Source organism: Pantoea sp. YU22 (assembly GCF_003970755.1).
GTDB classification, from domain to species: domain Bacteria; phylum Pseudomonadota; class Gammaproteobacteria; order Enterobacterales; family Enterobacteriaceae; genus Pantoea; species Pantoea piersonii.
Map to the genome: position 1 here is coordinate 105,824 of NZ_RYDU01000004.1, position 22,338 is coordinate 128,161.

The 22,338-nt window shown below is 56.2% G+C and carries 22 protein-coding genes and 1 pseudogene; 16 read left to right on the forward strand and 7 right to left on the reverse strand.

Annotated features, from left to right (window positions below; genetic code table 11):
* Positions 1–3: 3 nt before the first annotated feature.
* The 12 genes and pseudogenes from EKL29_RS08595 (at position 4) to EKL29_RS08650 (ending at position 13,429) form a co-directional block, all read left to right on the forward strand.
* A complete protein-coding gene (locus tag EKL29_RS08595; RefSeq protein ID WP_120456961.1) occupies positions 4–1,470 on the forward strand; it encodes an NAD-dependent succinate-semialdehyde dehydrogenase in 1,467 nt (488 codons plus the stop codon).
* 2 nt (positions 1,471–1,472) lie between these two features.
* Positions 1,473–2,276: a 2-oxo-hept-4-ene-1,7-dioate hydratase gene (gene hpaH, locus EKL29_RS08600; protein ID WP_120456959.1), complete on the forward strand. Its 804-nt coding sequence runs from the start codon at positions 1,473–1,475 to the stop codon at positions 2,274–2,276.
* 9 nt (positions 2,277–2,285) lie between these two features.
* Positions 2,286–3,086 (forward strand): 4-hydroxy-2-oxoheptanedioate aldolase, encoded by an 801-nt coding sequence (gene hpaI, locus EKL29_RS08605; protein WP_126689385.1) that lies wholly within the window; start codon positions 2,286–2,288, stop codon positions 3,084–3,086.
* A gap of 16 nt (positions 3,087–3,102) precedes the next feature.
* Positions 3,103–4,454 (forward strand): annotated as a pseudogene (hpaX, locus tag EKL29_RS08610) (4-hydroxyphenylacetate permease); the annotation flags it as partial.
* Positions 4,455–4,469: 15 nt separating this feature from the next.
* Complete coding sequence (gene hpaA, locus EKL29_RS08615; RefSeq protein ID WP_120456953.1) at positions 4,470–5,339, forward strand: 4-hydroxyphenylacetate catabolism regulatory protein HpaA; 870 nt, start codon at positions 4,470–4,472, stop codon at positions 5,337–5,339.
* Between the two features lie 226 nt (positions 5,340–5,565).
* Positions 5,566–7,128 (forward strand): 4-hydroxyphenylacetate 3-monooxygenase, oxygenase component, encoded by a 1,563-nt coding sequence (gene hpaB / locus EKL29_RS08620; protein ID WP_120456951.1) that lies wholly within the window; start codon positions 5,566–5,568, stop codon positions 7,126–7,128.
* Positions 7,129–7,139: 11 nt separating this feature from the next.
* Complete coding sequence (gene hpaC / locus EKL29_RS08625) at positions 7,140–7,658, forward strand: 4-hydroxyphenylacetate 3-monooxygenase, reductase component (protein WP_120456949.1); 519 nt, start codon at positions 7,140–7,142, stop codon at positions 7,656–7,658.
* Between the two features lie 44 nt (positions 7,659–7,702).
* On the forward strand, positions 7,703–9,325 hold the full coding sequence (gene pckA / locus EKL29_RS08630; RefSeq protein ID WP_126689387.1) for a phosphoenolpyruvate carboxykinase (ATP): 1,623 nt from the start codon (positions 7,703–7,705) through the stop codon (positions 9,323–9,325).
* A 155-nt stretch (positions 9,326–9,480) separates the two neighbouring features.
* Entirely contained in the window at positions 9,481–10,782 is a 1,302-nt protein-coding gene (locus EKL29_RS08635) for an FAD-binding oxidoreductase (RefSeq protein ID WP_120456946.1), read from the forward strand.
* 16 nt (positions 10,783–10,798) lie between these two features.
* A complete protein-coding gene (locus EKL29_RS08640) occupies positions 10,799–11,167 on the forward strand; it encodes a cupin domain-containing protein (RefSeq protein WP_126689388.1) in 369 nt (122 codons plus the stop codon).
* A 250-nt stretch (positions 11,168–11,417) separates the two neighbouring features.
* Entirely contained in the window at positions 11,418–12,911 is a 1,494-nt protein-coding gene (locus EKL29_RS08645; protein WP_120456942.1) for an APC family permease, read from the forward strand.
* A 5-nt stretch (positions 12,912–12,916) separates the two neighbouring features.
* The gene (locus tag EKL29_RS08650) at positions 12,917–13,429 is read left to right on the forward strand and encodes a DUF3156 family protein (protein ID WP_120456940.1); all 513 of its coding nucleotides are present in this window, start codon (positions 12,917–12,919) and stop codon (positions 13,427–13,429) included.
* Positions 13,430–13,556: 127 nt separating this feature from the next.
* Here EKL29_RS08650 and EKL29_RS08655 read toward each other — a convergent pair whose 3' ends face one another.
* Together EKL29_RS08655 and EKL29_RS08660 are read right to left on the reverse strand one after the other, a co-directional pair.
* The gene (locus tag EKL29_RS08655) at positions 13,557–13,727 is read right to left on the reverse strand and encodes a DUF2256 domain-containing protein (protein ID WP_120456938.1); all 171 of its coding nucleotides are present in this window, start codon (positions 13,725–13,727) and stop codon (positions 13,557–13,559) included.
* A complete protein-coding gene (locus EKL29_RS08660; protein WP_120456936.1) occupies positions 13,724–14,935 on the reverse strand; it encodes an MFS transporter in 1,212 nt (403 codons plus the stop codon). The genes EKL29_RS08655 and EKL29_RS08660 overlap by 4 nt, the downstream gene beginning before the upstream one ends.
* A 67-nt stretch (positions 14,936–15,002) precedes the next feature.
* On the opposite strand from EKL29_RS08660, the gene EKL29_RS23000 reads away from it, so the two are divergent.
* Both EKL29_RS23000 and EKL29_RS08665 read left to right on the forward strand, forming a co-directional pair.
* Positions 15,003–15,245 carry a hypothetical protein gene (locus EKL29_RS23000; protein WP_148104574.1) on the forward strand — a complete coding sequence of 81 codons (243 nt, stop codon included), beginning with the start codon at positions 15,003–15,005 and terminating at the stop codon, positions 15,243–15,245.
* 982 nt (positions 15,246–16,227) lie between these two features.
* Positions 16,228–17,259 carry a tyrosine-type recombinase/integrase gene (locus EKL29_RS08665; protein ID WP_126689389.1) on the forward strand — a complete coding sequence of 344 codons (1,032 nt, stop codon included), beginning with the start codon at positions 16,228–16,230 and terminating at the stop codon, positions 17,257–17,259.
* 270 nt (positions 17,260–17,529) lie between these two features.
* Here EKL29_RS08665 and EKL29_RS08670 read toward each other — a convergent pair whose 3' ends face one another.
* Positions 17,530–18,426, reverse strand: a complete 897-nt coding sequence (locus tag EKL29_RS08670; protein WP_126689390.1) for a LysR family transcriptional regulator — start codon at positions 18,424–18,426, stop codon at positions 17,530–17,532.
* 216 nt (positions 18,427–18,642) lie between these two features.
* Between EKL29_RS08670 and EKL29_RS08675 the strand changes: the two genes are divergently transcribed.
* Both EKL29_RS08675 and EKL29_RS08680 read left to right on the forward strand, forming a co-directional pair.
* On the forward strand, positions 18,643–19,041 hold the full coding sequence (locus tag EKL29_RS08675; RefSeq protein ID WP_240629497.1) for a cupin domain-containing protein: 399 nt from the start codon (positions 18,643–18,645) through the stop codon (positions 19,039–19,041).
* Positions 19,042–19,156: 115 nt separating this feature from the next.
* Positions 19,157–19,801, forward strand: coding sequence for a carboxymuconolactone decarboxylase family protein (locus EKL29_RS08680; protein WP_269950731.1), 645 nt, complete (start codon positions 19,157–19,159; stop codon positions 19,799–19,801).
* A gap of 42 nt (positions 19,802–19,843) precedes the next feature.
* Here EKL29_RS08680 and EKL29_RS08685 read toward each other — a convergent pair whose 3' ends face one another.
* From EKL29_RS08685 to EKL29_RS08700, 4 genes are all read right to left on the reverse strand, one after another.
* Positions 19,844–20,554 carry a helix-turn-helix transcriptional regulator gene (locus EKL29_RS08685; protein ID WP_120456928.1) on the reverse strand — a complete coding sequence of 237 codons (711 nt, stop codon included), beginning with the start codon at positions 20,552–20,554 and terminating at the stop codon, positions 19,844–19,846.
* Positions 20,535–20,942 carry an amino acid-binding protein gene (locus EKL29_RS08690; protein ID WP_120456926.1) on the reverse strand — a complete coding sequence of 136 codons (408 nt, stop codon included), beginning with the start codon at positions 20,940–20,942 and terminating at the stop codon, positions 20,535–20,537. Before EKL29_RS08690 ends, EKL29_RS08685 begins: the two co-directional genes overlap by 20 nt.
* The gene (locus EKL29_RS08695) at positions 20,935–21,258 is read right to left on the reverse strand and encodes an antibiotic biosynthesis monooxygenase (RefSeq protein WP_120456924.1); all 324 of its coding nucleotides are present in this window, start codon (positions 21,256–21,258) and stop codon (positions 20,935–20,937) included. The genes EKL29_RS08690 and EKL29_RS08695 overlap by 8 nt, the downstream gene beginning before the upstream one ends.
* Before the next feature lie 140 nt (positions 21,259–21,398).
* On the reverse strand, positions 21,399–22,322 hold the full coding sequence (locus EKL29_RS08700) for a LysR family transcriptional regulator (protein WP_126689392.1): 924 nt from the start codon (positions 22,320–22,322) through the stop codon (positions 21,399–21,401).
* Between the last annotated feature and the right edge of the window lie 16 nt (positions 22,323–22,338).

Below are 22,338 nucleotides of genomic sequence, written 5' to 3' on the forward strand. Positions count from 1 at the left end.
GTCATGAAAGATGAGATACAGATTCGTCGGCAACACGCCTATATCAACGGTGAGTGGGTCCAGGCGCTTAACGGTAAACAGTTTAATGTCTGCAATCCGGCGACCGGTGAAGTGCTTGCCCAGGTAGCGGATTTAGGCGCTGCTGAAACCCTCTCCGCGGTGGCGGCGGCCGAACAGGCATTAACGACCTGGCGCGCTATAACGGCCCACGAGCGCAGCGTTATTCTTAAACGCTGGTTCAAGCTGATTACCCTGCACCAGATGCCGCTGGCTCAGTTGCTCAGCGAGGAGCAGGGCAAACCCTTGAATGAGGCGCTGGGCGAAATCGCCTACGGCGCCAGTTTTATTGAGTGGTTTGCGGAAGAAGGCAAACGTACTTATGGCGAAACCATTCCCTCACCCTCGTCGCAGCGCCGCCTGCTAACCATTAAGCAGTCGGTTGGCGTGGTTGCCGCCATTACGCCATGGAATTTTCCCTGCGCGATGATCACGCGCAAAGTCGGTCCGGCGCTGGCAGCGGGCTGTACCGTCGTCCTGAAACCGGCGGCGGAGACACCGTTGTCCGCGCTGGCGCTGGCTGCGCTGGCGGAAGAGGCCGGTCTGCCCTCTGGCGTGCTCAATATTATCACTTCAAGCGACGCGGTCGCCGTTGGTGCGGCGCTTACCGCAAGCCCCACCGTACGCAAACTCTCTTTCACCGGCTCAACCCGCATCGGCAAGCTGCTGATGGCCCAGTGCGCCGAAACGGTGAAAAAACTGTCGCTGGAGCTTGGCGGCAATGCACCGCTGATTGTTTTTGACGATGCCGACCTGGAGAGCGCAGTAACCGGCGCGCTGGCGGCGAAATTTCGCAACAGCGGTCAGACCTGCGTCTGCGCTAACCGCATTCTGGTGCAGGACGGTATCTACGATGCCTTCGCAGAGCGCTTTGCCGCAGCGGTGGCGGAGCTGAGGGTCGGGCCTGCGAGCCATCCCCAGTCACAGCAGGGCCCGCTTATCTCACGCGCCGCGTGCCGCAAAGTGGAAGAGCATATTGCGGATGCCGTACGCCAGGGCGCGACGGTGCTGACCGGCGGTAAAGCGCACAGCCTGGGCGGACAGTTCTGGCAACCCACGGTGCTGACCAATGTCACGCCCGCGATGCGTATTGCGCAAGAGGAAACCTTTGGTCCGGTCGCGCCGCTGTTTCGCTTTCACTCGGAAAAAGAAGCCATTGCGCTGGCCAATGAGAGCGAGAGCGGGCTGGCTGCCTATTTCTGGTCGCAAAATGTGCAGCGCTGCTGGCGCGTCGCCGAGGCGCTGGAGAGCGGCATGGTCGGCATTAACGAAGGGCTGATCTCTAACGAAGTGGTGCCATTTGGGGGCATTAAGCAGTCCGGGCTGGGACGTGAAGGCTCACGTTACGGCATCGAAGACTATTTAGAAGTGAAATATCTCTGCTTCGGCGGAATGAACCAGACAGGAGTCTGACGATGTTAGATCAGCAAACGATTAAGCGTCTGGCGCATGAACTGCACCAGGCAGAGCAGAACCGCGAGCAAACGCGCCAGCTTTCGCTGCGACACAGCGAAATGACAATTGATGACGCTTACGCCATTCAGCGTGAATGGGTTGCCGCCAAAATCGCTGAAGGACGCGTGCTGAAAGGCCATAAGATCGGCCTGACCTCTAAAGCGATGCAGGCTAGTTCGCAGATCAGCGAGCCTGACTACGGCGCGCTGCTCGATGACATGTTCTTTGAGGATGGCAGCGATATTCCGGTCGATCGTTTTATCGTGCCGCGCGTGGAAGTTGAACTGGCGTTTGTGCTGGCCAAACCGCTGCGTGGGCCCAACTGCACGCTGTTCGATGTCTATAACGCTACTGATTATGTCATTCCGGCGCTGGAGATTATCGATGCGCGCTGCCACGGCATTGACCCGGAAACCCAGCGTCCACGCAAGGTCTTCGACACCATTTCTGATAACGCCGCCAACGCGGGCGTGGTGATGGGCGGACGTCCGATTAAGCCTGACGCGTTAGACTTGCGCTGGATATCGGCGCTGATGTACCGCAACGGCGTGATCGAAGAGTCCGGCGTAGCGGCGGCGGTGCTGAACCATCCGGCCAACGGCGTCGCCTGGCTGGCAAACAAGCTGGCTCCGCATGACGTACAGCTGGAGGCAGGGCAAATCATTCTTGGCGGCTCCTTTACCCGCCCGGTCGCCGCGCGCAAGGGCGACACCTTCCATGTGGATTACGGCGTGATGGGCGCGGTCAGCTGCCGCTTCGTCTGAGGAGAACCTATGCTCACCAATACCTTTAAACAGGCGCTGGCCGCGAAAAAACCACAAATCGGCCTGTGGCTCGGACTTGCCAATAGCTACAGCGCTGAAGTGGTCGCCGGCGCTGGCTTCGACTGGTTGCTTATTGACGGCGAACACGCGCCAAACGACGTGCGCTCGGTGCTCGACCAGCTCCAGGCTATCGCGCCCTATCCCAGTCATCCAGTGGTGCGACCGCCCTGGAACGACGCGGTAGTGATTAAGCAGCTGCTGGATACCGGCGCACAAACGCTGCTGGTGCCTATGGTGCAGAGCGCTGACGACGCGCGCAGCGCGGTAAAAGCCTGCCGTTATCCGCCGCACGGCATACGCGGCGTTGGCAGCGCGCTGGCGCGCGCTTCACGCTGGAACCGCATTCCCGACTATCTGCAGCAGGCTGACGCGCAGATGTGCGTGCTGGTGCAGATTGAAACCCGCCAGGGCGTCGAAAACCTTGATGCGATCCTGGCGGTAGAGGGCGTCGATGGCGTGTTCATTGGTCCGGCCGATCTCAGCGCTGACATGGGCTTTATGGGCAATCCGGCCCACCCGGAGGTGCAGGCGACCATCGACAGCTGCATTGAAAAAATCCTCGCCGCCGATAAAGCGCCAGGCATTCTGATGGCAAATGAAACGCTGGCGCAGCGCTATCTGGAGCGAGGAACGCTGTTTGTTGCGGTCGGCGTCGATACCACTCTGTTAGCGCGCAGCGCCGAGGCGCTCGCCGCCCGGTTCCGCCCTTCCCTACAAAAACCAGCGAGCGGCGAACAGACCGTCTATTAAGCCGCCGGGAGAAACCATGACGAACTTAACGCAACAGCACGAAGAAAACAGCCTGACCGCAACCGAACAGCGCGTGATGAAAAAGCTCTTCAGACGCCTGATTGTGTTTCTGTTCGTCCTGTTTGTTTTCTCTTTCCTTGACCGTATCAACATCGGTTTCGCTGGTCTTACGATGGGCAAGGATCTTGGCTTAACGTCCACCATGTTTGGTCTGGCCGCGACCCTGTTTTACGTCACCTATGTGCTGTGCGGTATTCCCAGCAATATTATGCTGAGCATAGTTGGCGCGCGACGCTGGATCGCCAGCATTATGGTTTTATGGGGCATTGCCTCTACCTGCACGCTGTTTGCCACCAGCGCGCATACGCTCTACCTGTTGCGTATGCTGGTTGGCATAGCTGAAGCGGGCTTTTTGCCGGGGATCCTGGTCTATCTCACCTGGTGGTTCCCCGCTCATTTTCGCGCCCGCGCCAATGCGCTGTTTATGATAGCCATGCCGGTGACGATGATGATTGGTTCCGTTCTCTCGGGCTATATTCTGGCGCTGGATGGCGTCTGGAGCCTGAAAGGCTGGCAGTGGCTGTTCCTGCTGGAAGGCCTGCCTTCGGCGATCCTCGGCGTCGCCACCTGGGTTTTCCTGGACGATCGCCCCGAGCAGGCACGCTGGCTGGACAACGAAGAGAAACGCGCGCTGACGGCGATGCTCGAACGCGAACGCGAGATGCCAAAACCGAACTTCGCCGCGCGCAAACCTTTATGGCGCGAGGTTCTGACACCCGTGGTGTTGCTCTATACCTGCGCCTACTTTTGCCTGACCAATACGCTGAGCGCCATCAACATCTGGACGCCGCAGATCCTGAAAAGTTTTAATGAGGGCAGCAGCAATATTGTGATTGGCCTGCTGGCAGCTATTCCACAGGCCTGCACCATTCTGGCGATGGTCTGGTGGAGCCGCCGTTCTGACCGTTTGCAGGAGCGTAAGCGCCATACGATTTTGCCCTATCTGGCCGCGGCTGCGGGCTGGCTGCTTGCTTCGGTGAGCGACCATCCGCTGCTGCAGCTTGCTGGCATTATCATTGCCTCTTCCGCCGCTTTTACCGCCATGGCGATTTTCTGGACCACGCCGGATCAGGCGATCAGTTTTGCCGCACGTGCCGTCGCACTGGCGGTGATCAACGCCTTTGGCAACGTCGGCTCGGCGGTCAGCCCGCTCCTGATTGGTGTCCTGCGAGATCTGACCGGCAGCTTCAGTTCAGGGCTGTGGTTTGTTGCGGCGCTGCTGTTGCTGGGCGCGCTGGTGCTGACGCGCATCCCGATGAACCGTGACGATCCGACGGTGCGGCTGCATACGGCTTCGGCGCGCGGCGTGCGGCAGGAGACACCATGAGCGGCTTCGAAAATATCGATATCAGCAAGGTGTACGATGCGCGCTACGCCAGCGAAGAGGTTCACTATGAAACTTTTGCGCGGCTGGCCAGCTTTTTTGGCCGTGATATGCACCCGCACTGGCACGATCGCTCATTTCAGCTGCATATGCTGGTGACAGGAAAAATTACCCTGCAGCTGGACGAGCACTTTTACGCTCTCAAGGCGCCGCTGTTTATCCTTACGCCGCCTTCGGTGCCGCACGCGTTTATCACCGAATCGGACAGCGACGGCCACGTGCTGACCGTGCGGCAGGAGTTAATCTGGCCGCTGGTGGAAAGTCTGTGGCCAGGCAAGGCGGAGGCCATTAACCGCACCGGCATTTGCCTTTCTCTTGAGTCTTCCCCCGCGGCGCTGGAGGCGCTGCACGCCTACTGGGCGTTAATTGCAGCTGAATTCAGGCGCAACGCGCCGGGCAGGCAGCAGATGCTGGTTGCGCTGGCGCAGGCCATCTTTACCCAGGTTCTGCGCGAAGCGCCGCCAGATGAAATGTCGCCCACCAGCGTGCGCGGCGAAATGCGGCAGTTTCAGCGCTTTAACCGCATGATAGACGCCTGTTTTCGTCAGCATCTCACCGTGCCGGATTATGCGCGCGAACTGGGCATCAGCGAGTCGCGGCTGACGGAGATCTGTCGCCGCTTTGCTAACCAGTCTCCCAAAAAACTTATTTTTGAGCGCGTGCTGCGGGAAGCAAAACGCCAGCTGCTGTTCAGCAGCGACAGCGTTAACCAAATATCCTATGCGCTGGGCTACAAAGATCCCGCCTATTTTGCCCGCTTCTTTCACCGCATGGCCGGCTGCTCGCCCAGCCAGTTCCGTAACCGTTAACCGCCCGCGCTGCCAGGGCGAGAAGCGTTATTGCTTGTCGCCCTGATTTATTGAGTTTGATCCCGCTCTCACTTTGTCCGCCCGTGGCGAAAAGTACCAGAAATCCCCTGATTCATCTCTTCCGGCCTTCGCGTTACAGAGCTTAAATCGATTAACACAAGATAAACATTTAAATAACAACTCTGGCGTTTGTACCCGAAGCGTCCCCTTTTGTGAGGTAGATTCTATGAAACCTGAAGATCATCGCGCCGCTGCTAACCGCCCTTTTACCGGGGAGGAGTTCCTGAAAAGCCTGCAAGACGGACGCGAGATTTATATCTATGGTGAACGCGTCAAAGATGTCACCACTCATCCTGCCTTCCGTAATGCGGCAGGCTCTGTTTCAACGTTGTATGACGCGCTGCACGCGCCGGAAACGCACGACAAACTCTGCTGGCAGACAGACACCGGCAATGGCGGTTATACCCATCGCACTTTCCGCTTCGCCCGTTCGGCAGAGGAGATCCGCCAGCAACGCGACGCCATCGCCGACTGGTCGCGACTGACCTACGGCTGGATGGGCCGCACGCCAGACTATAAAGCCGCATTCGGCTGCTCACTGGGCGCGAACCCGGAATTTTACGGCGAATATGCCGATAACGCGCGTCGCTGGTATCAGCGCATTCAGGAAGCGGGTCTCTACTTCAACCACGCTATCGTTAACCCGCCTATCGATCGTCATAAACCGGCGGATGAAGTGAAGGATGTTTACGTTAAGGTCGAGAAAGAGACCGATGCAGGGATTATTGTCAGCGGCGCTAAGGTGGTAGCGACCAACTCGGCGCTGACGCATTACAACTTTATTGGGTTCGGTTCGGCGCAGGTGATGGGAGAGGATCCGAGCTTCGCCCTGATGTTTGTGGCGCCGATGGATGCCGAGGGCGTCAAGCTTATCTCGCGCGCCTCCTATGAACTGGTAGCTGGTGTGACGGGTGCGCCGTTTGATTATCCGCTCTCCAGCCGCTTCGATGAAAACGATGCGATTCTGGTGATGGATAAGGTGCTTATCCCCTGGGAAAACGTGCTGATTTACCGCGATTTTGACCGCTGCCGCCGCTGGAGCATCGAAGCCGGGTTCGCCCGTCTTTATCCAATGCAGGCCTGCGTGCGCCTGGCAGTGAAGCTCGATTTTGTCACCGCGCTGCTGCAAAAAAGCCTGGAGTGTTCGGGCGTGCTGGAGTTCCGCGGCGTACAGGCGGCGCTGGGGGAAGTCGTGGCGTGGCGCAACCTCTTCTGGTCGCTGAGCGACGCAATGGCGGCCGAAGCGCAGCCGTGGAAGAACGGCGCATGGCTGCCTGATATGCAGGCGATGCAGACCTACCGCGTGATGGCCCCGATGGCCTACGCCAAAATCAAAAACATCATTGAAAGCAACGTCACCAGCAGTCTGATCTATCTGCCATCCAGCGTGCGCGACCTGAATAACCCGGAAATCGACCGCTATCTGGCGCAGTACGTGCGTGGCTCGAATGGCATGGATCACGAGCAGCGCATCAAAATCCTGAAGCTGATGTGGGACGCTATCGGCAGCGAGTTTGGCGGACGCCATGAACTCTATGAGATTAACTACGCCGGAAGCCAGGATGAGGTGCGCCTGCAGTGTCTGCGCCACGCGCAGGGCTCCGGCAATATGAAAAGTATGATGGAGATGGTGGATCGCTGTCTCGCTGACTACGACCGCAACGGCTGGACCGTGCCGCATCTGCACAATAACACCGATATTAATCAGCTCGATCGTCTGCTTAAGTAAAAGAGGTAATCATGTCCAGAGAAGAACAGCATCGCCTGAATTTCCGCGACGCGATGGCCAGCCTGCCAGCAGCCGTGAATATCGTCACTACGCAGGGCAGCGCCGGGCGCTGCGGCATCACAGCCACCGCCGTTTGCTCGGTCACCGATACGCCGCCTACCTTGCTGGTCTGCATTAACAATCGCAGCGCGATGGTGCCGGTGTTTGAGCAAAACGGCAAGATGTGCGTCAACGTGCTTAATCACCAACAGGAGGAGATGGCGCGCCATTTCGCCGGGATGACTGAACTGAGCATGGAGCAGCGCTTTACGCTGGATGGCTGGCGCGGGGGCGCGTTGCAGCAGCCGATCCTGCAACAGGCGCTGGCCAGCCTTGAAGGCGAAATTCAGCAGATCCAGACCATCGGCACGCATCGGGTTTATCTGCTGGAGATAAAACACATCACGCTGGCCAGCGAAGGCCAGGGTCTGATCTATTTCAAACGTCAGTTTCACGCCACGCCGCATCAGCAGCATGCGGTAACGGCCTGATCTCAGGGGGCGCTTGCGCCCCCTTTTTCTACCGGAGAGTACAGATGAAGATCTCAGCAGAGCTGCTTGCCTCGCTGGAACGCCTTGGCCTGCGCGAAATCGCAGATATCGTTTATAACCCCGACTATGACACGCTGTTTATTGAAGAGACCCGACCGTCGCTAACGGGCTACGAAAAGGCGGTGGTGACGACGTCGGGCGCTGTCGCCGTCGATACGGGCGAATTTACCGGGCGCTCGCCTCGTGACAAATATATCGTACGCGATGAGGCCAGCCGCGATCGCCTGTGGTGGTCCGATGCGGGACAGGGCAAGAACGATAATCAGCCGATTACGCCTGCCGTATGGCAGCGTTTAAAAGCGTGCGTTACGGAGCAGCTCTCCGGCAAGCGTCTGTTTGTTGTGGATGCCTGGTGCGGCGCTAACCCTGAAACGCGGCTCGGCGTGCGGTTTGTTACGGAAGTCGCCTGGCAGGCGCACTTTGTCACCAATATGTTTATCCGCCCTTCTCCCGAAGAGCTGCGCCACTTTCCGGTTGATTTTGTGGTGATGAACGGCGCGAAGTGTACCAATCCGCACTGGCGCGAGCAGGGACTTAACTCCGAGAATTTCGTGGCCTTCAGTCTGACGGAAAAGATGCAGCTGATCGGTGGCACCTGGTACGGTGGCGAGATGAAAAAAGGGCTGTTCTCAGTGATGAATACGCTGATGCCGGCACGCGGTATCGCCTCGATGCACTGCTCCGCCAACGTGGGCAGCAAGGGCGATGTCGCGCTTTTTTTCGGCCTCTCCGGCACCGGGAAAACCACGCTTTCTACCGATCCGCAGCGCCAGCTGATTGGCGATGACGAACACGGCTGGGACGATGACGGCGTGTTTAACTATGAAGGGGGTTGCTACGCCAAAACCATCAATCTTTCGCCTGCGGCAGAGCCGGAGATTTTCCAGGCGATCCGACGAGATGCTCTGCTGGAGAATGTCGTAACCAACGATCGTGGCGAGGTTGACTATGCCGACGGCAGCAAAACGGAAAATACCCGCGTCTCCTATCCGCTTACGCATATCGCTAATCGCGTCAGGCCCGTTTCCGCTGCCGGCCATGCGCAGAAAATTATTTTTCTGACCGCTGACGCTTTTGGCGTGTTTCCCCCCATCAGCCAGCTAACGGGCGATCAGATAGCCTGGTACTTCCTGTCAGGTTTCACCTCTAAGCTAGCGGGTACCGAGCGCGGCATCAGCGCGCCCACGCCGACCTTTTCCGCCTGCTTTGGCGCGGCGTTCCTGACGCTGCATCCAGATGTCTATGCTGACGTGCTGCTAAAGCGAATCAGTCAGGTGCAGGCGCAGGTATGGCTGGTGAATACCGGCTGGAACGGCCGCGGCGAGCGCATCTCCATCAAAGATACGCGGGCCATTATCAACGCAATTCTGGGGGATCAGCTGGATGATGTACCGCGAACTACTCTGCCCGTCTTTAACCTGTCAATGCCGCTGCGGCTGCCAGGCGTCAATAGCCAGCAGCTCGACCCACGCAACAGCTGGGAAAGCCACGATAAATGGCACAGCAAAGCGCGCGAGCTTGCCGCAATGTTCCACGAGAACTTCCGCAAGTTCAGCGATACGGAACGCGGTAAGGCGATTGCTGACGCCGGGCCGGAGCGCCCATAAATAGTCCTTTATTTACCCGGCTTTGCCGGGTTTTTTGTGGCCTGGCCCACATATCGCAGTGCCAGTCATCCCTCCTCCTTCTTATGGGCGATAGTGCCTGTTCTGCGCAACGTGGTGTTATCTCAACCGGTTTGACATTCAGACAGGGTACGAGGATGAACATCAAAATTGATGCGCTGAACTATTACGGCGCCACGAAAAAATATCATCTGCATTTTCCGGCATTGACTGAAGATATCGACGCGGATGTGGTGATCATTGGCGGCGGCTTCTCTGGCGTTAATACCGCGCTGGAACTGGCGGAACAGGGCATTACCCGCGTGGTCATCCTGGAAGCGCGCCACCTCGGCTACGGCGGCACAGGCCGCAATGGCGGCCAGGTGATGGCGGGTATCGGCCACGATATCGAGGCGGTGAAAAAGCACGTCGGCAAAGAGGGGATGGCATCGCTGTTTGCCATGGCGAATATGGGCGCGGGCATCATTCGCGAGCGTATTAAAAAGTACCAGATCGATGCGGATTTTGTACCCGGCTACGGCTATCTCGCCTATAACAAGCGACAGGAAAAGACCCTGCGCCAGTGGGAAAAGGAGTTTAAATCCGCCGAGCCCGATCAGGATATTGCGCTTTACACCGGCAGCGACGTCCACAAGGTAATTGGTTCGGACGTCTACTGCGCGGCGCTTAAGCATATGGGAGGAGGACAGATCCACTCCCTCAATATGCTGCTCGGTTCGGCGCAGGCCGCAACCTCGCTGGGGGTGAAGATTTATGAGTCCTCGCCCGTCGTCGAGGTGGAATATGGCAAACAGGTACGCGTCCGCACCGCGATGGGCAGCGTACGCGCCGCTAAGCTGCTGTGGGCGTGCGATAGCTTCCTCAACAACCTTGAGCCGGAGATCCATAACAAAACTCTGGTGACCTACTCCTATCAGATCGCCACCGAGCCGCTGTCCGACGCGCTGGTGGAGCGCATTAGCCCCATTCGCGGCGCCTTCAGCGATATCCGGCCCGTGATCAACTATTACCGCCTCACCCGTGAAAACCGTCTGCTGTTTGGCAGCGCCACGCGCTTTGTTGAATATACGCCGCGCGATTTCGCTGCCTGGAACCGCACGCTGATGTTGCAGGTTTTCCCTTATCTGCACGATGTGAAGATCGACTTCGCCTGGGGCGGTCCGATGGCGTGCAGCGCCAACCTGTTCCCGCAAATTGGCACCTTAAGCCAGCATAACAATGTGTTTTACGTACAGGGCTATTCCGGCTTTGGCGTCACGCCGTCGCACATTATTTGTAAAGTCCTTGCGGAAGGGATTAACGGCGGCTCTGCGCGCTATGACCTGCTAAGCAAAATTCCCCACGCCCGTATTCATGGCCGCGACAGCATGCGTCTGATGCTGGTCACGGCGGGCAAGTTATTACATCAAACCGCTGGCTACTGGAATGGCCGTAGCTAAGTGACTGGAGAAAAAGATGAAAGTGATAAAGTTAAACGATCCTATTCCCGAACTGCATCCGATTGGTAGCGTCAGCCTGCTCGGCGCCACGCCAATTGAGGGCGATCCACAGGTGGCAGGCCTAATGATTTATGGCGAGCCGCAGGACGCTTTTTCCTGCGGGCTGTTTTCATCAACGCAAGGCAGTTTCAGCATGACCTATCCCTTTACTGAACAGGCTACGGTGCTGGAAGGCGAAGTCGAGCTGACGGTCGAAACCACCGGTGAAACCACGCGCTATCAGAAAGGTGACACCTGGTTTGCCGAACAGGGCACGACGGTGCTGTGGAAAGTATTAACGCCTCGCTTTGTGAAGTGTTACCTCGCTAATGTCGAATCCCGCTAATCCTCCAGGCGGCCTGCTGGCCGCCGTTTCCCCGCCCTTTTGCCGCTGCGCGCCGCGTTAAAACGCGCGAACGATCACGTTCATATGAAAAAGAGATGACAGCGAAGAAATTAAGCAACAGGCTGATAATAAATAAATAACTGTAAGTTGAACGCCTGGCTCTCATCCCTTCGGACGATTTCCCACCGTCCCCAGGCTTGTTTTTAATGAGCATGAGCGTATCACCGTTAATTACATTGCCGGGGTAAATATGAACAATAACAAACTTGGGTCGCTGCTTGAGCGCGGCGTAGTGGGTTTTCCAACGACCTTAGCCAGTTCAGTCGGGTTGATTATGGCAAGTCCTGTCATCCTGACCGTCACCAGCGGCTTCGGCATGGGCGGCGATACCTTCGCGCTAGCGGTGCTGATCGCATTTATCATGATGCAGGCGCAAATCACCACTTTTTCTGAAGCGGCTACGCTGATGCCCACCACCGGATCGGTTTACGACTATATTTCATGCGGCATGGGGCGTTTCTTCGCTATCGTCGGCGCGCTGTGCGCCTATCTTATCGTGCATATCTTTGCCGGCACGGCGGAAACCATCCTTTCAGGAATTATGGCGCTGGTGAACTTTGAGACGCTTAACGCTCATCTTGATGCGCATCACAGCACCTGGCTGGTCGGCGTCGGCCTGGTCATTATTTTTGGCTTTCTTAATGCGCTCGGCGTCGAAATATTTGGCAAGGTTGAAGTGGTGCTGACATTCATTATGTGGTCAACACTCGCTATTTTCGGCCTGTGCGGAATACTTATGGCGCCAGCAACGCACCTGCCTGGCTGGTTCGGCAGCACGCTGGATTTGCACGATCTTTCAGGGCTGTTCGGTTATATCGGTATGGCGATGTTTATGTTCGTTGGCTGCGAGCTGGTGACGCCGATGGCGCCGGAAATTAAGCAGGCGCATCGCACCATTCCCCGCGCGATGGCGCTTGGTCTGTGCGGCGTCGCATCCTGCATGTTTCTCTACGGCGCGGCGATTAATCGTCAGGTGGAAAATGTGGTGGTCGATGCGGCTAACGGCGTGCATCTGCTTGATACGCCGATGGCTATCCCCGCCTTCGCCCATCGCGTTATGGGCGATTTTGGACAGTACTGGCTCGGTTTCGGACTGCTGCTGGCAGGCGCAGCCACCATTAATACGCTGATGGCCGCCGTGCCGCGTATTCTTTATGGCATGGCGCTGGACGGGGCGTTGCCGCGTTTCCTCACCTGGCTACATCCGCGTTTCAAAACGCCGCTGGCGGCCATAGCGGTTGCGGTCGCTATTCCCTGTCTGCATGCATGGTATTTACAGGGCAGCCTCGACCGTATTGTGCCGCTGATCCTCGCGGCCGTATGTGCCTGGGGTGTAGCCTACCTTCTGGTGACCTTATCGGTGGTGCTGCTGCGCCTGCGTCGTCCGGATCTGCCGCGCGCTTACCGCTCGCCGCTTTTCCCGCTGCCGCAAATCATTTCCAGCGTGGGTATCATTATCGCTATTCTGAATATCACCCCGCCGGGCATGCACAAAAGCGATATTCTGATACCTTTCGGTATTATGCTGGCGGTGACAGCAGCCTATGCGCTGGTGTGGACGGTGCTGGTGCAGCGGGTGAATCCTTTCCGGCCGGTCGCCGTTGAAGAGGTGCTGGACCGCGCATTTGCACGCCACGGCGAACCCGCCGCTGGCGTCCCCGATGTGCTGCGCTCGCTGGTGTAGCCATCATGCTGACCGCCCTCGCGCGCGATCTTGCCGGCTGGCCGCTGAGCCAGGACAGCGATGGATTCCAGTTGCAGCTGGACAAACAACAGCAGGTCGCGATCAGGTTGCATACCCGGCGGCTGTTTATGGCCTCAATTATCAGTAGCCGGTTTAGCTGCCGCGGCGCGGCGGCGCAGACCGCATCCTTTCGTATCGATGTGCATCAGCCCGGCAGGCTGCGGCGGCGTCCTGTTCAGTTCCGCTCGCGTCAGCCTGCCGGGCAGGCGACAGCAGCCTGGCTGAACGGGTTTCCTCGTCTGTGTGAAACGCTGGGCGAGCTGGATTATCGCAGCATAAAACTGGAGGTGGATCCGCATGGCTGGTACTGCGTTATTGAACCCTGGGGAGCCAGCGAAGTGGTTTGCCGTATGCCTCCGCTGCGGCGTTATTTACGTCTGGAGCAGGCGCAGCGCGTGCTGTTGCTGAGCAGCCTGAAGATGATCGGCGACGCCTTCGCTATGCTGATGACCGCCTGAAGCCCTTGCCTGGCGCTTATCGGCCCAGCAGCCCGGCGGCAAAACACCGCTGCAGAGGTTTGTGTCGCCTGAAGAACAGATCGCGATGCCCGCGATCTGTTCTCAGCCGCTAAATGACGGTGCTGTATCACGTCTTTATATCACTCGCGCACCGTTTAGCCTCACGCCGACAGCGTTCGGAGCAATACTGCACTTCATCCCAGCATTTTTCCCATTTCTTTCGCCAGGTCATCGGCTTTCTGCAGTGCTTACAGTATCGTACCGGCAACGATTGTTTATTCCCTTTAAAGGTATTCATGATCGATGGGACTCAGGCTGCTCCCGGTGGAAGCGGCTGGCAGCCCACCAGATCATTAGCGCCGTCAGGGCAATAATGCCCAGCACTGCGAAAGCCGTGCTATAGGAATAACGGGCTGCAACGCTGCCCGCCAGCGCCGGACTCATCGCGGCCCCGACCCCCTGCATAAGCATAATGATGCCCTGGCCTGCATTGGTATGTCCGCTTCCCTCCAGCACCTTAACGATATACCCTGGTACCGCCACGCCCAGCAGTCCGGCCGCCAGGCCATCAAGCACCTGAACCGGGATCATCGCGTAAGGACCAGTGTATGCAGAGGCGAGCGCGGCACGCACCGGCAACACCAGTAGCGCTGCCGTAATCAGTAATGAATATCCTGATTTTTGCGCGTGGCTGGCGGCAAACAGCGCGACCGGGATCATCACGCACTGCGAAATTACCACCGTCGCGGCAGTGTAAACGCCAACAGGCATCGCGCCGTGATGTGAAACTGCCGCATGCATACTCAGCATGGGCAACAGAGCGGCATTGCTGAGGTGAAACAGCAGCAGCGTTAACCCGATAAAGATAACGGCTGGATTGCGAATAAGGACCGAGAGCTCAGGCACGACAAGCCTGGTTTCATCACCGCTTAAGCCACGGGCGAGTCGATTGTCGATATCCTGATGCCTGATAGCTAAGACAGAAAGCGCCGCGCACAATGCCATAGCGGTCATTAACGCAAAGACGGCGCCTGTGCCCCACCAGGCGACGGAAATCCCGGCGGCGATCGCCGCTGACATATTGCCGCCGTGGTTAAAGGCTTCGTTTCTGCCCATCTGATGGCTGAATTTATCCGGCCCGGTTAAGCCAAGCGTGATGCCGGTGAGTACAGGCGCGATAAAGGCTGCCGAGAGGCCGGTCAGGATTTGCGAGAGAAGCGTGACCCACGGCTCGGGAAAATACCAGAGCAGCAGCGTTGAAAAGGTGATGACAAGCGAACCGATAATAAGCAGCAGTCGTTTATACTGGGTCGCATCCGTTATCAGCCCCGCAGGGATAGTGGCGACCAGCCCAGCCAGACCGCCTGCCGTCATCACCCAACCAATATCGTCCGCTCTCCAGTGGTGTTCAGTCAGAAAGATGCCTAAAAAAGGGCCTAACCCATCCCTTACGTCCGCCATAAAAAAATTCACAAGGCAAAGTGCCTGAAGCGATCGCAGCGTCATAAAATCCTCGTTAATAAGTGAAGGCCCATCTGCGTGTATCCCGCTGCGTTTAATCCTGGCACGTTAAATGCCGCTGTGTGAAAAACTGCTTTCTTCCTGGCGGCTGAGCGGCCCGCTGGTTGCTTCAGTGACGTTAGCTCTCCCGCGTGGAGCCGCTTATAAAAGGTTTTTTATCTTTTATTTGCTGGTATTCGGTATGGCTTATTTATATTTGGCTTTATTAGCGCTCTTTTATGGCATTGGAAACAGGCCTTTTGATTATTCGGTTTTTTTGGGAAAGCAGAGTGTTAGCGCATCTGGGCTAAGTTAATTTCTCAGAAAAGACGCTTGCGATACTAATGATTAATAAGGGGCGGCATCCGCTGACTTTACTGATGGTTAAAAATAAATGAGGCGTTCAACTTCGAGGGAAACCTGATGGTGGCATATTTACCACGAATTAGAGTTATTAACTCTGGCCCGGCTTGTCTTTAAGCTTCAGGAATGGAAGGGGTAAATATTTATTTTAATTTTCAATGTATTATGTTAATAATTATTTGGCGATATTTATGGTTTCCTGCTTAATTTTATATAGCAGTGTATTGAAAATACTGCTTCTTGACTGGACCTTTCCCTTAATTCTTTATAAACAATGACGGATTTGTTTTCTAATTAATCTAGAAGTATTCCGACTTATAATGGCAATGTTTTTTAAATATTGGTAGCTACAGGTGCTCTTATGGTTTTTTACGTAGTTATATAGAGGGGGTGTAATCAGGTTATTTTAGTGGATCGTCTCTGGGTTTGATTTTTATATTTCTATCGCCTTCCATCCCTTTTTGTCGTAATCAACGATCTGAAGCCAGTGATTAATAAAACCTTACCATCTGAGCATGCTGGTATCGTCGCCCGTTCCTGCTCTTTCCCTTAGCCGCAGCAGGATACCTGCTTTTTTACCGCCACGCTGGCCCTCCTCCTCCGTCCAGAGCCAGGGACTCAACAAGGGCAGCACAAATGCGCTAACGGCGGATCTTTCCTTCCTTACATCCTGACTTTATATAATTAGACTTATACAAATCCAGCGACACGCCTTGTTAAACCCGGTATCATGCGGATCCGGGCCAGATCCTGCGCTGATGGCGCTGTTTACTCTTATGCTTTGGCCTGGAAATCGATGACCGGGCATCCTGAACGGCGCGTGCGCCCCTTTAAAATGACAACGCTACGTAAAATCTGCAGGAGTCTACCCCTGCTTTTTTCTCAGAATTCACGTAGCGCGATCAAAGATTAAATTGCGGATAAATTAAACAAATATGGATGGAATCATCGCCACAAATGCCCTGCTGCCCCTTTCTCCGTCGGATGACGACCTTACGCAGCGCCTGCGTGAGTTTGTTCAGGATAAAGACGCCTTTGCGCCCAACACCTGGCGGCAGCTGATGAGTGTCATGCGCGTTTGTCATCGCTGGGCAACGGCCAATAATCGTACTCTGCTGCCCATGTCGCCAGAAGATCTGCGTGACTATCTCAGCTACTTGCAATCGATCGGGCGTGCCTCTTCGACCATTGGCACGCATCAGTCGCTGATAGCGATGTTACACCGTAACGCGGGGCTGGTTCCTCCTTCCACTTCACCGCTGGTATCGCGAGCGGTAAAAAAGATCAATCGCGTTGCGGTAGTCTCCGGCGAGCGCACCGGTCAGGCACTGCCGTTCCGGCTGAGTGATTTGCAGAAGGTGGAAGCCGCGTGGGCGGATAACCAGAGTTTGCAGAATATGCGCGATCTCGCTTTCCTTCATGTGGCTTACAGTACGCTGATGCGTATCAGCGAAGTGGCACGTTTTCGGGTTGGGGATGTCATGCGCGCTGAAGATGGTCGCATCATTCTCGAAGGGTCGTGGACCAAAACTATCCTGGATACCGGCAGCCTGGTAAAAGCGCTGGGTTCGAAGTCATCCGCGGTGCTGACGAAATGGATTGTCGCATCGGGCTTAATCCATGAACCCGATGCGTTTCTCTTTGCCCCGGTTCACCGGTCAGGCAAAGTGATGGTCGTGACCGACGAACCGATGAGCACGCCTGCGCTTAAAAGCATTTTCACCCGCGCCTGGGAGGCAGCCGGCCATACCACCACTGCGAAGCCAAACAAAAACCGCTATCGACGCTGGAGCGGTCACAGCGCACGCGTCGGCGCGGCACAGGATCTGGCACGTAAAGGTTATTCGGTACCGCAGATTATGCAGGAAGGAACCTGGAAAAAACCTGAAACGCTGATGCGCTACATTCGCTATGTGGAAGCTCACAAGGGAGCAATGGTCGATCTGATGGAAAATAATGAAGAATAAGCCGCTTAGTTATCCACAGAAAAAGTGGACAGCCTGTGTGAAACTCCGGGAAAAGATGCGACGAACTGCGCATTGATACAGGAAATCAGTCTATTTTGGGAATGAATTAATACGCAAATACATCGGTTTACCCGCTCCGGATTGAGCTATGCGTTTAAGTCATATCTCCAGGCGCACGAACTCACAAATTTGACCCCATTTTTTCATAATGGTTCAGATGAATTCGCCTGAAGATGCATGTTTACCTTCTGTCCTGTCGAAAGACTATGCTTACGCTTCCCGGAAGCGCAGCGCGTTGATGACCTCTACAAGCGCAGGCATCATCTGGCGGCGGTTTGCATAGTAAAGATGGTATCCCGGAAAATGCGGCCACCACTCTTTTAGAACGGGGAGTAACTGCCCGGCTTCAATGTGCTTCTGCGCAAGATCCAGCGGAACATAAGCAAGCCCCGTTCCATCCAGCGCCGCCTGTAGCATAAGGAAGGTGTTGTTAAAAACGGTCTGGCCCTGCACCCGCACCGATAATGTCTTGCCCTCTTTTTCAAAGTCCCATGCATAGAGCCCGCCACGTGTAGGAAGCCGCAGATTGATACACTGATGCTCGGTCAAATCAGCGGGTGTTTCAGGCGTCTTTTTATCCTGCAGATAGTCTGGCGAACCAACCACCGCCATATGAAAGTCAGGTCCGATCCTGACGGCTATCATATCCTTATCAACCACATTGCCGACCCGGACGCCAGCGTCGAACTGCTGCGCCACAATATCCGTCAGGGCATAGTCCACGCTTAACTCGATATGAATGTCCGGGTATCGCTTCAGTAAGGGCTGCAGTCGTGGCCAGAGCACAGAGGCGATCGCGTGATCGTGTGCGGTAATGCGAACGGCGCCCGCCGGTTTCTCGCCCATCGCGCGCAGAGACGCCAGTTCGCTGTCCAGCTCGCTTAGCATTGGCATTAACCGGTTATACAGACGCATTCCGGCTTCCGTAAGTGAAACGCTGCGCGTTGTGCGCGTCAGTAATCTGACGCCGAGCCGCGCCTCCAGCGCCGTAATCGCATGGCTTAATCCCGAACGCGATATGCCAAGCTGAGCTGCTGCGCGGGTAAAGTTTTTCTCGCGCGCCACAATTTGAAAGGCGCGCAGGTCATTAAGATTTTCATGCGCCATTGGTGAATTTCCTGCACATAGGTGTTCATATTTGCCCATCTTATCAAACAATACGCCTGAGCCTAAACTGAACTCACTATTCATCGGCAGGCCAGCGCCTGAACCATTTAACTTACTGGTAAAGGGGATCGTATGAAGAGACTTGCTGCTGCGCTGTCCCTCGCGCTTGCCTGTTCCGCCTTTCACTCAAAGGAGTACACACCTGTGATCACCGTAATGCAAAGTGGAGAAAAACCTTCAGTAAAAGGTTCGCCTGACTATTTCACCGGAACGGTACGAATTGACTCTCCGTTTCAGGGAAGTGAGCCAGCCCGTATAGGCGGCGCGACCGTGACGTTTGAACCTTCTGCCCGCACAGCCTGGCATACGCATCCCCTTGGCCAGACGCTGATTGTCACCGCAGGCCTTGGGCTCGTTCAGGAATGGGGAGAGCCGGTACGCGAAATCCGGCCTGGAGATATTGTATGGATACCGGCTGGCGTGAAGCACTGGCATGGCGCCGCGCCAGAAGTGAGCATGTCGCATATCGCTATTGCTGAAGCGCAGGAAGGCAAAGTAGTTGACTGGATGGAGCAGGTCAGCGACGAGCAGTATGCCGGCGTTGAAAAATCGTAAGGGCATAATGATGAAGCGGAGCATAGCTGCCGGTCTGGTGTTATGCGCCGCTCTGGTTTATTCCGGCAGCGCTGCCGGAGAGCGCGACACCCACGCTTCGATAAAGAGTAACGCCATGCTAATTCAACAGAAACATCCTCTTACCGCGCAGCAAAAGCAGACGGCGGTTATCGCCGCGTATGCCGCGACGGGTGATATCCCTGCGCTACATGATGCTCTGCAGCAGGCGCTGGACGCCGGTCTGACCATCAGCGACTGCCGTGAGATCCTGGTTCAGCTTTATGCCTATGCTGGTTTTCCCCGTAGCCTGAATGCGCTGGCTGAGTTGATGAAAGTCATTGATGCGCGTCGGGAACAGGGCATAAAAGATGCAGAAGGCAGAGCGCCTGGCCCGCTGCCGAAACCCGAAGAGATGCTGGCGGCCGGAACGCAGAACCAGACAACCCTCGCAGGCAGCCCGGTCAAAGGCGCCCTGTTCGATTTCGCGCCTGCGATAGATCACTATCTGAAGGTCCATCTGTTCGGCGATATTTTCAGCCGCGACAACCTCGACTGGAAAAGCCGCGAGCTTGCTACCGTTGCTGCGCTGGCGGCCATGACCGGCGTGGAATCGCAGCTGAAAGCGCACCTGGGCATAAGCAAAAACGTCGGGCTGACGGATGCGCAGCTCGCAGAGCTTATTCCTCTGTTTGAAAGCAGAGGCGAGAACAGCACTGCGCAACGGCTCCAGGGTGCGCTGGACGCGGTGCGCGATCGCTAACAGGAGCATGCTGCGCCGCTGTCTGCGGCGCAGCAGCTTTACTCAGGGCTGACTGATTCCGAACAGGCGATGCATCGCCTTTGCACCTTCTTTCGTTACCGTGACTTCACGATATCCGGGCACGCGAAGCAGCCACGCATGCTGAAGAAAGCATGTCAGCAGCGCATGACCTGCGTCTCCTCCCAGATGAAAGCGCCTTTCACTCCAGTCAAGACATGAACAACAGGCTTTGCGCCTTGCTTCAGGATGCAGTACCGCCCCCAAATCATGAAACTGCGTTTTACCAACAGACGTAAGAGATGATCCGTCAGGCTCCAGCCACTTTTCCTGCAGCATAAATGCGTAAATATTCACAGCAAGTTCGCCGGCAAGGTGGTCGTAGCAGGTGCGCGCGTAGCGTAAATGCTCAGGAGTGCGCGGCGGTGGCAAAGCGCGGCTGTGGGTGGATACGCCCATCAGGTTTTCCAGCAGTCCGGCAATGTGATGCCCGGCCAGGCTGTAATAGCGGTGACGTCCCTGAGAGAGGCAGATGATCAGCCCGCTGCTGAGCAGCCGCGCAAGATGGCCGCTGGTGGTCGAAGCGGCAACAGAGGCTGCCGCGCTGAGCTCGGTGGCGGTCCAGGCCCGTCCATCCATAAGCGCGCAGAGAATAGTGACCCGGGACGGATCAGACAGGGCGGCAGCCACGAGCGACATCGATTTTTCCAGACCGCTCTCTGGGAGCGAGTCATGTTCACTCTGCAACAGGCTCATTCGACACTGTCTCCCATTTTCTGGTGACTTCAGCAGCCCGAACATCATCATCCGTAAGAAGAATGAGCCGGTTGCTGTGATCGCTATACTGTACTCGAATATTAATGCCGCTCCGGCCCAGAGCATCAGCGAGTTCGCCCAGCTCTCCGGGACGTTCCTGAGCTAGTTTTCGGATCAGCGGGCGACACAGCGCTTTAACGTCAAATCCCGCTTCCGTCAGCACCAGCCGGGCCTTTTCTCCATCCTCAACAAGGTAATGGGCGTGTCCACCGTCGGAGGTGGTAAAAACGCCGCCGCCTTCAAGTCCGATGCCGTTTTTCCCCAGCGTACCGCCCAGTAAGGCAAGCGCGCCTGGCCTGTTGCTCAGAACGATGTGGATATCATACATGCTGATGCGCTTCCTTATCTGAAGAGTAATCGCGGAACACGCGGGCGACCCGTATTCTGTAGCTGGCGAAAATAGATTCCCTGCCCTCTTTTTGCGCGGCCTGATGCATAACGTTTTGCTTCCAGTGCGCCACGGCATCTTCGTCTTCCCACCAGGAAAGAGACAATATTTTTCCTGCTGTACTCAGGCTTTGAAAGCGCTCAACTGAAATAAATCCTGGCGCATCAGCTAATAAAGGCTTCAGCTCCGCGGCAAGCTGCAGGTAGCGCTCCTGCGCGTCAGGAAGGGCATTCGCTTCAAATATTACGGCAATCATTTGCTGTCTCCGGTATGAAATACGCCGTTCAGCTTATGGTGTGCCACAGCCCGATGCTTCGGTGTGCGCCGAAGTATGCGTTTGTCTGACTGAGGAAGGTTAGCGCTGCATAAAGCTGCTTTTCTTAAGCCGTTAACAAACTAAACAGGCGGCTGTTTTTGTGCCTCGCCCGATGGCACTGGCTCCGTTTCATGGATCAGTTTGAGTAAGTGCGTTACCGTTCTGGCCGTATTGCTGCGTCGCCAGGCAAAGGCGATATCTGTAAAGAGCGTATTGTTCTCTATCTCGCGAAAGACAATGTGCGGGTTGTTCACACAGCACATGGATGCAGGCACCAGCGCGATTCCGCAGTTAGCCCCCACCATGCCGAGGGAAGAGGTAATCTGGGGCGCCTGCTGAAATCGCGCCGTATTGAATCCCGCGCGCAGACAGGTACTCACGATCAGTTCATAGAGGCTGGGGGAAACATCACGCGGAAAGATGATCAGCGCTTCCTCCGACAGCTCTGACAGCGCAATGGTGTGCTGATGGCTGAGGGCATGATCCGCTGGCAAGGCGATTAACATTCTCTCGGTGGCGATCACCTTCAGGTTAAATGCTCTGCTGCTTTCGCAGGGCAGCCGGATAAAGGCCGCATCGAGCATTCCCTCTCGCAAGTCCTGCATCAGCAACGCCATATTCTCTTCCCGCGTGATGAGCTCCATCGCAGGATAACGCGCCTTAAAACGGCGAATAAGATCGAATACCGGCTCGCTAAACGCCACCGAACTGGCAAAACCCAGCGACATCTGTCCACTTATGCCCCGCGCCACGCCGCGGGCTTTTTCCAGCGCGAGATCGGCCTGCTGCACAATCTGTATCGCATCAGGCAGAAAAGCGCTACCCGCCTCGGTGAGCTCCACGCCACGCGTCAGTCGCTTCAGCAAAGGCGTGCCGATCTCATGCTCCAGACGCTGAATTTGCTGACTCAGGGGAGGTTGAGAAATGCCAAGCATCTCCGCTGCGCGGGTGAAGTGCAGCGTCTCGGCCACAGCAACGAAATAACGTAGATGGCGAAGTTCCATATCAAAAACGTCTCAA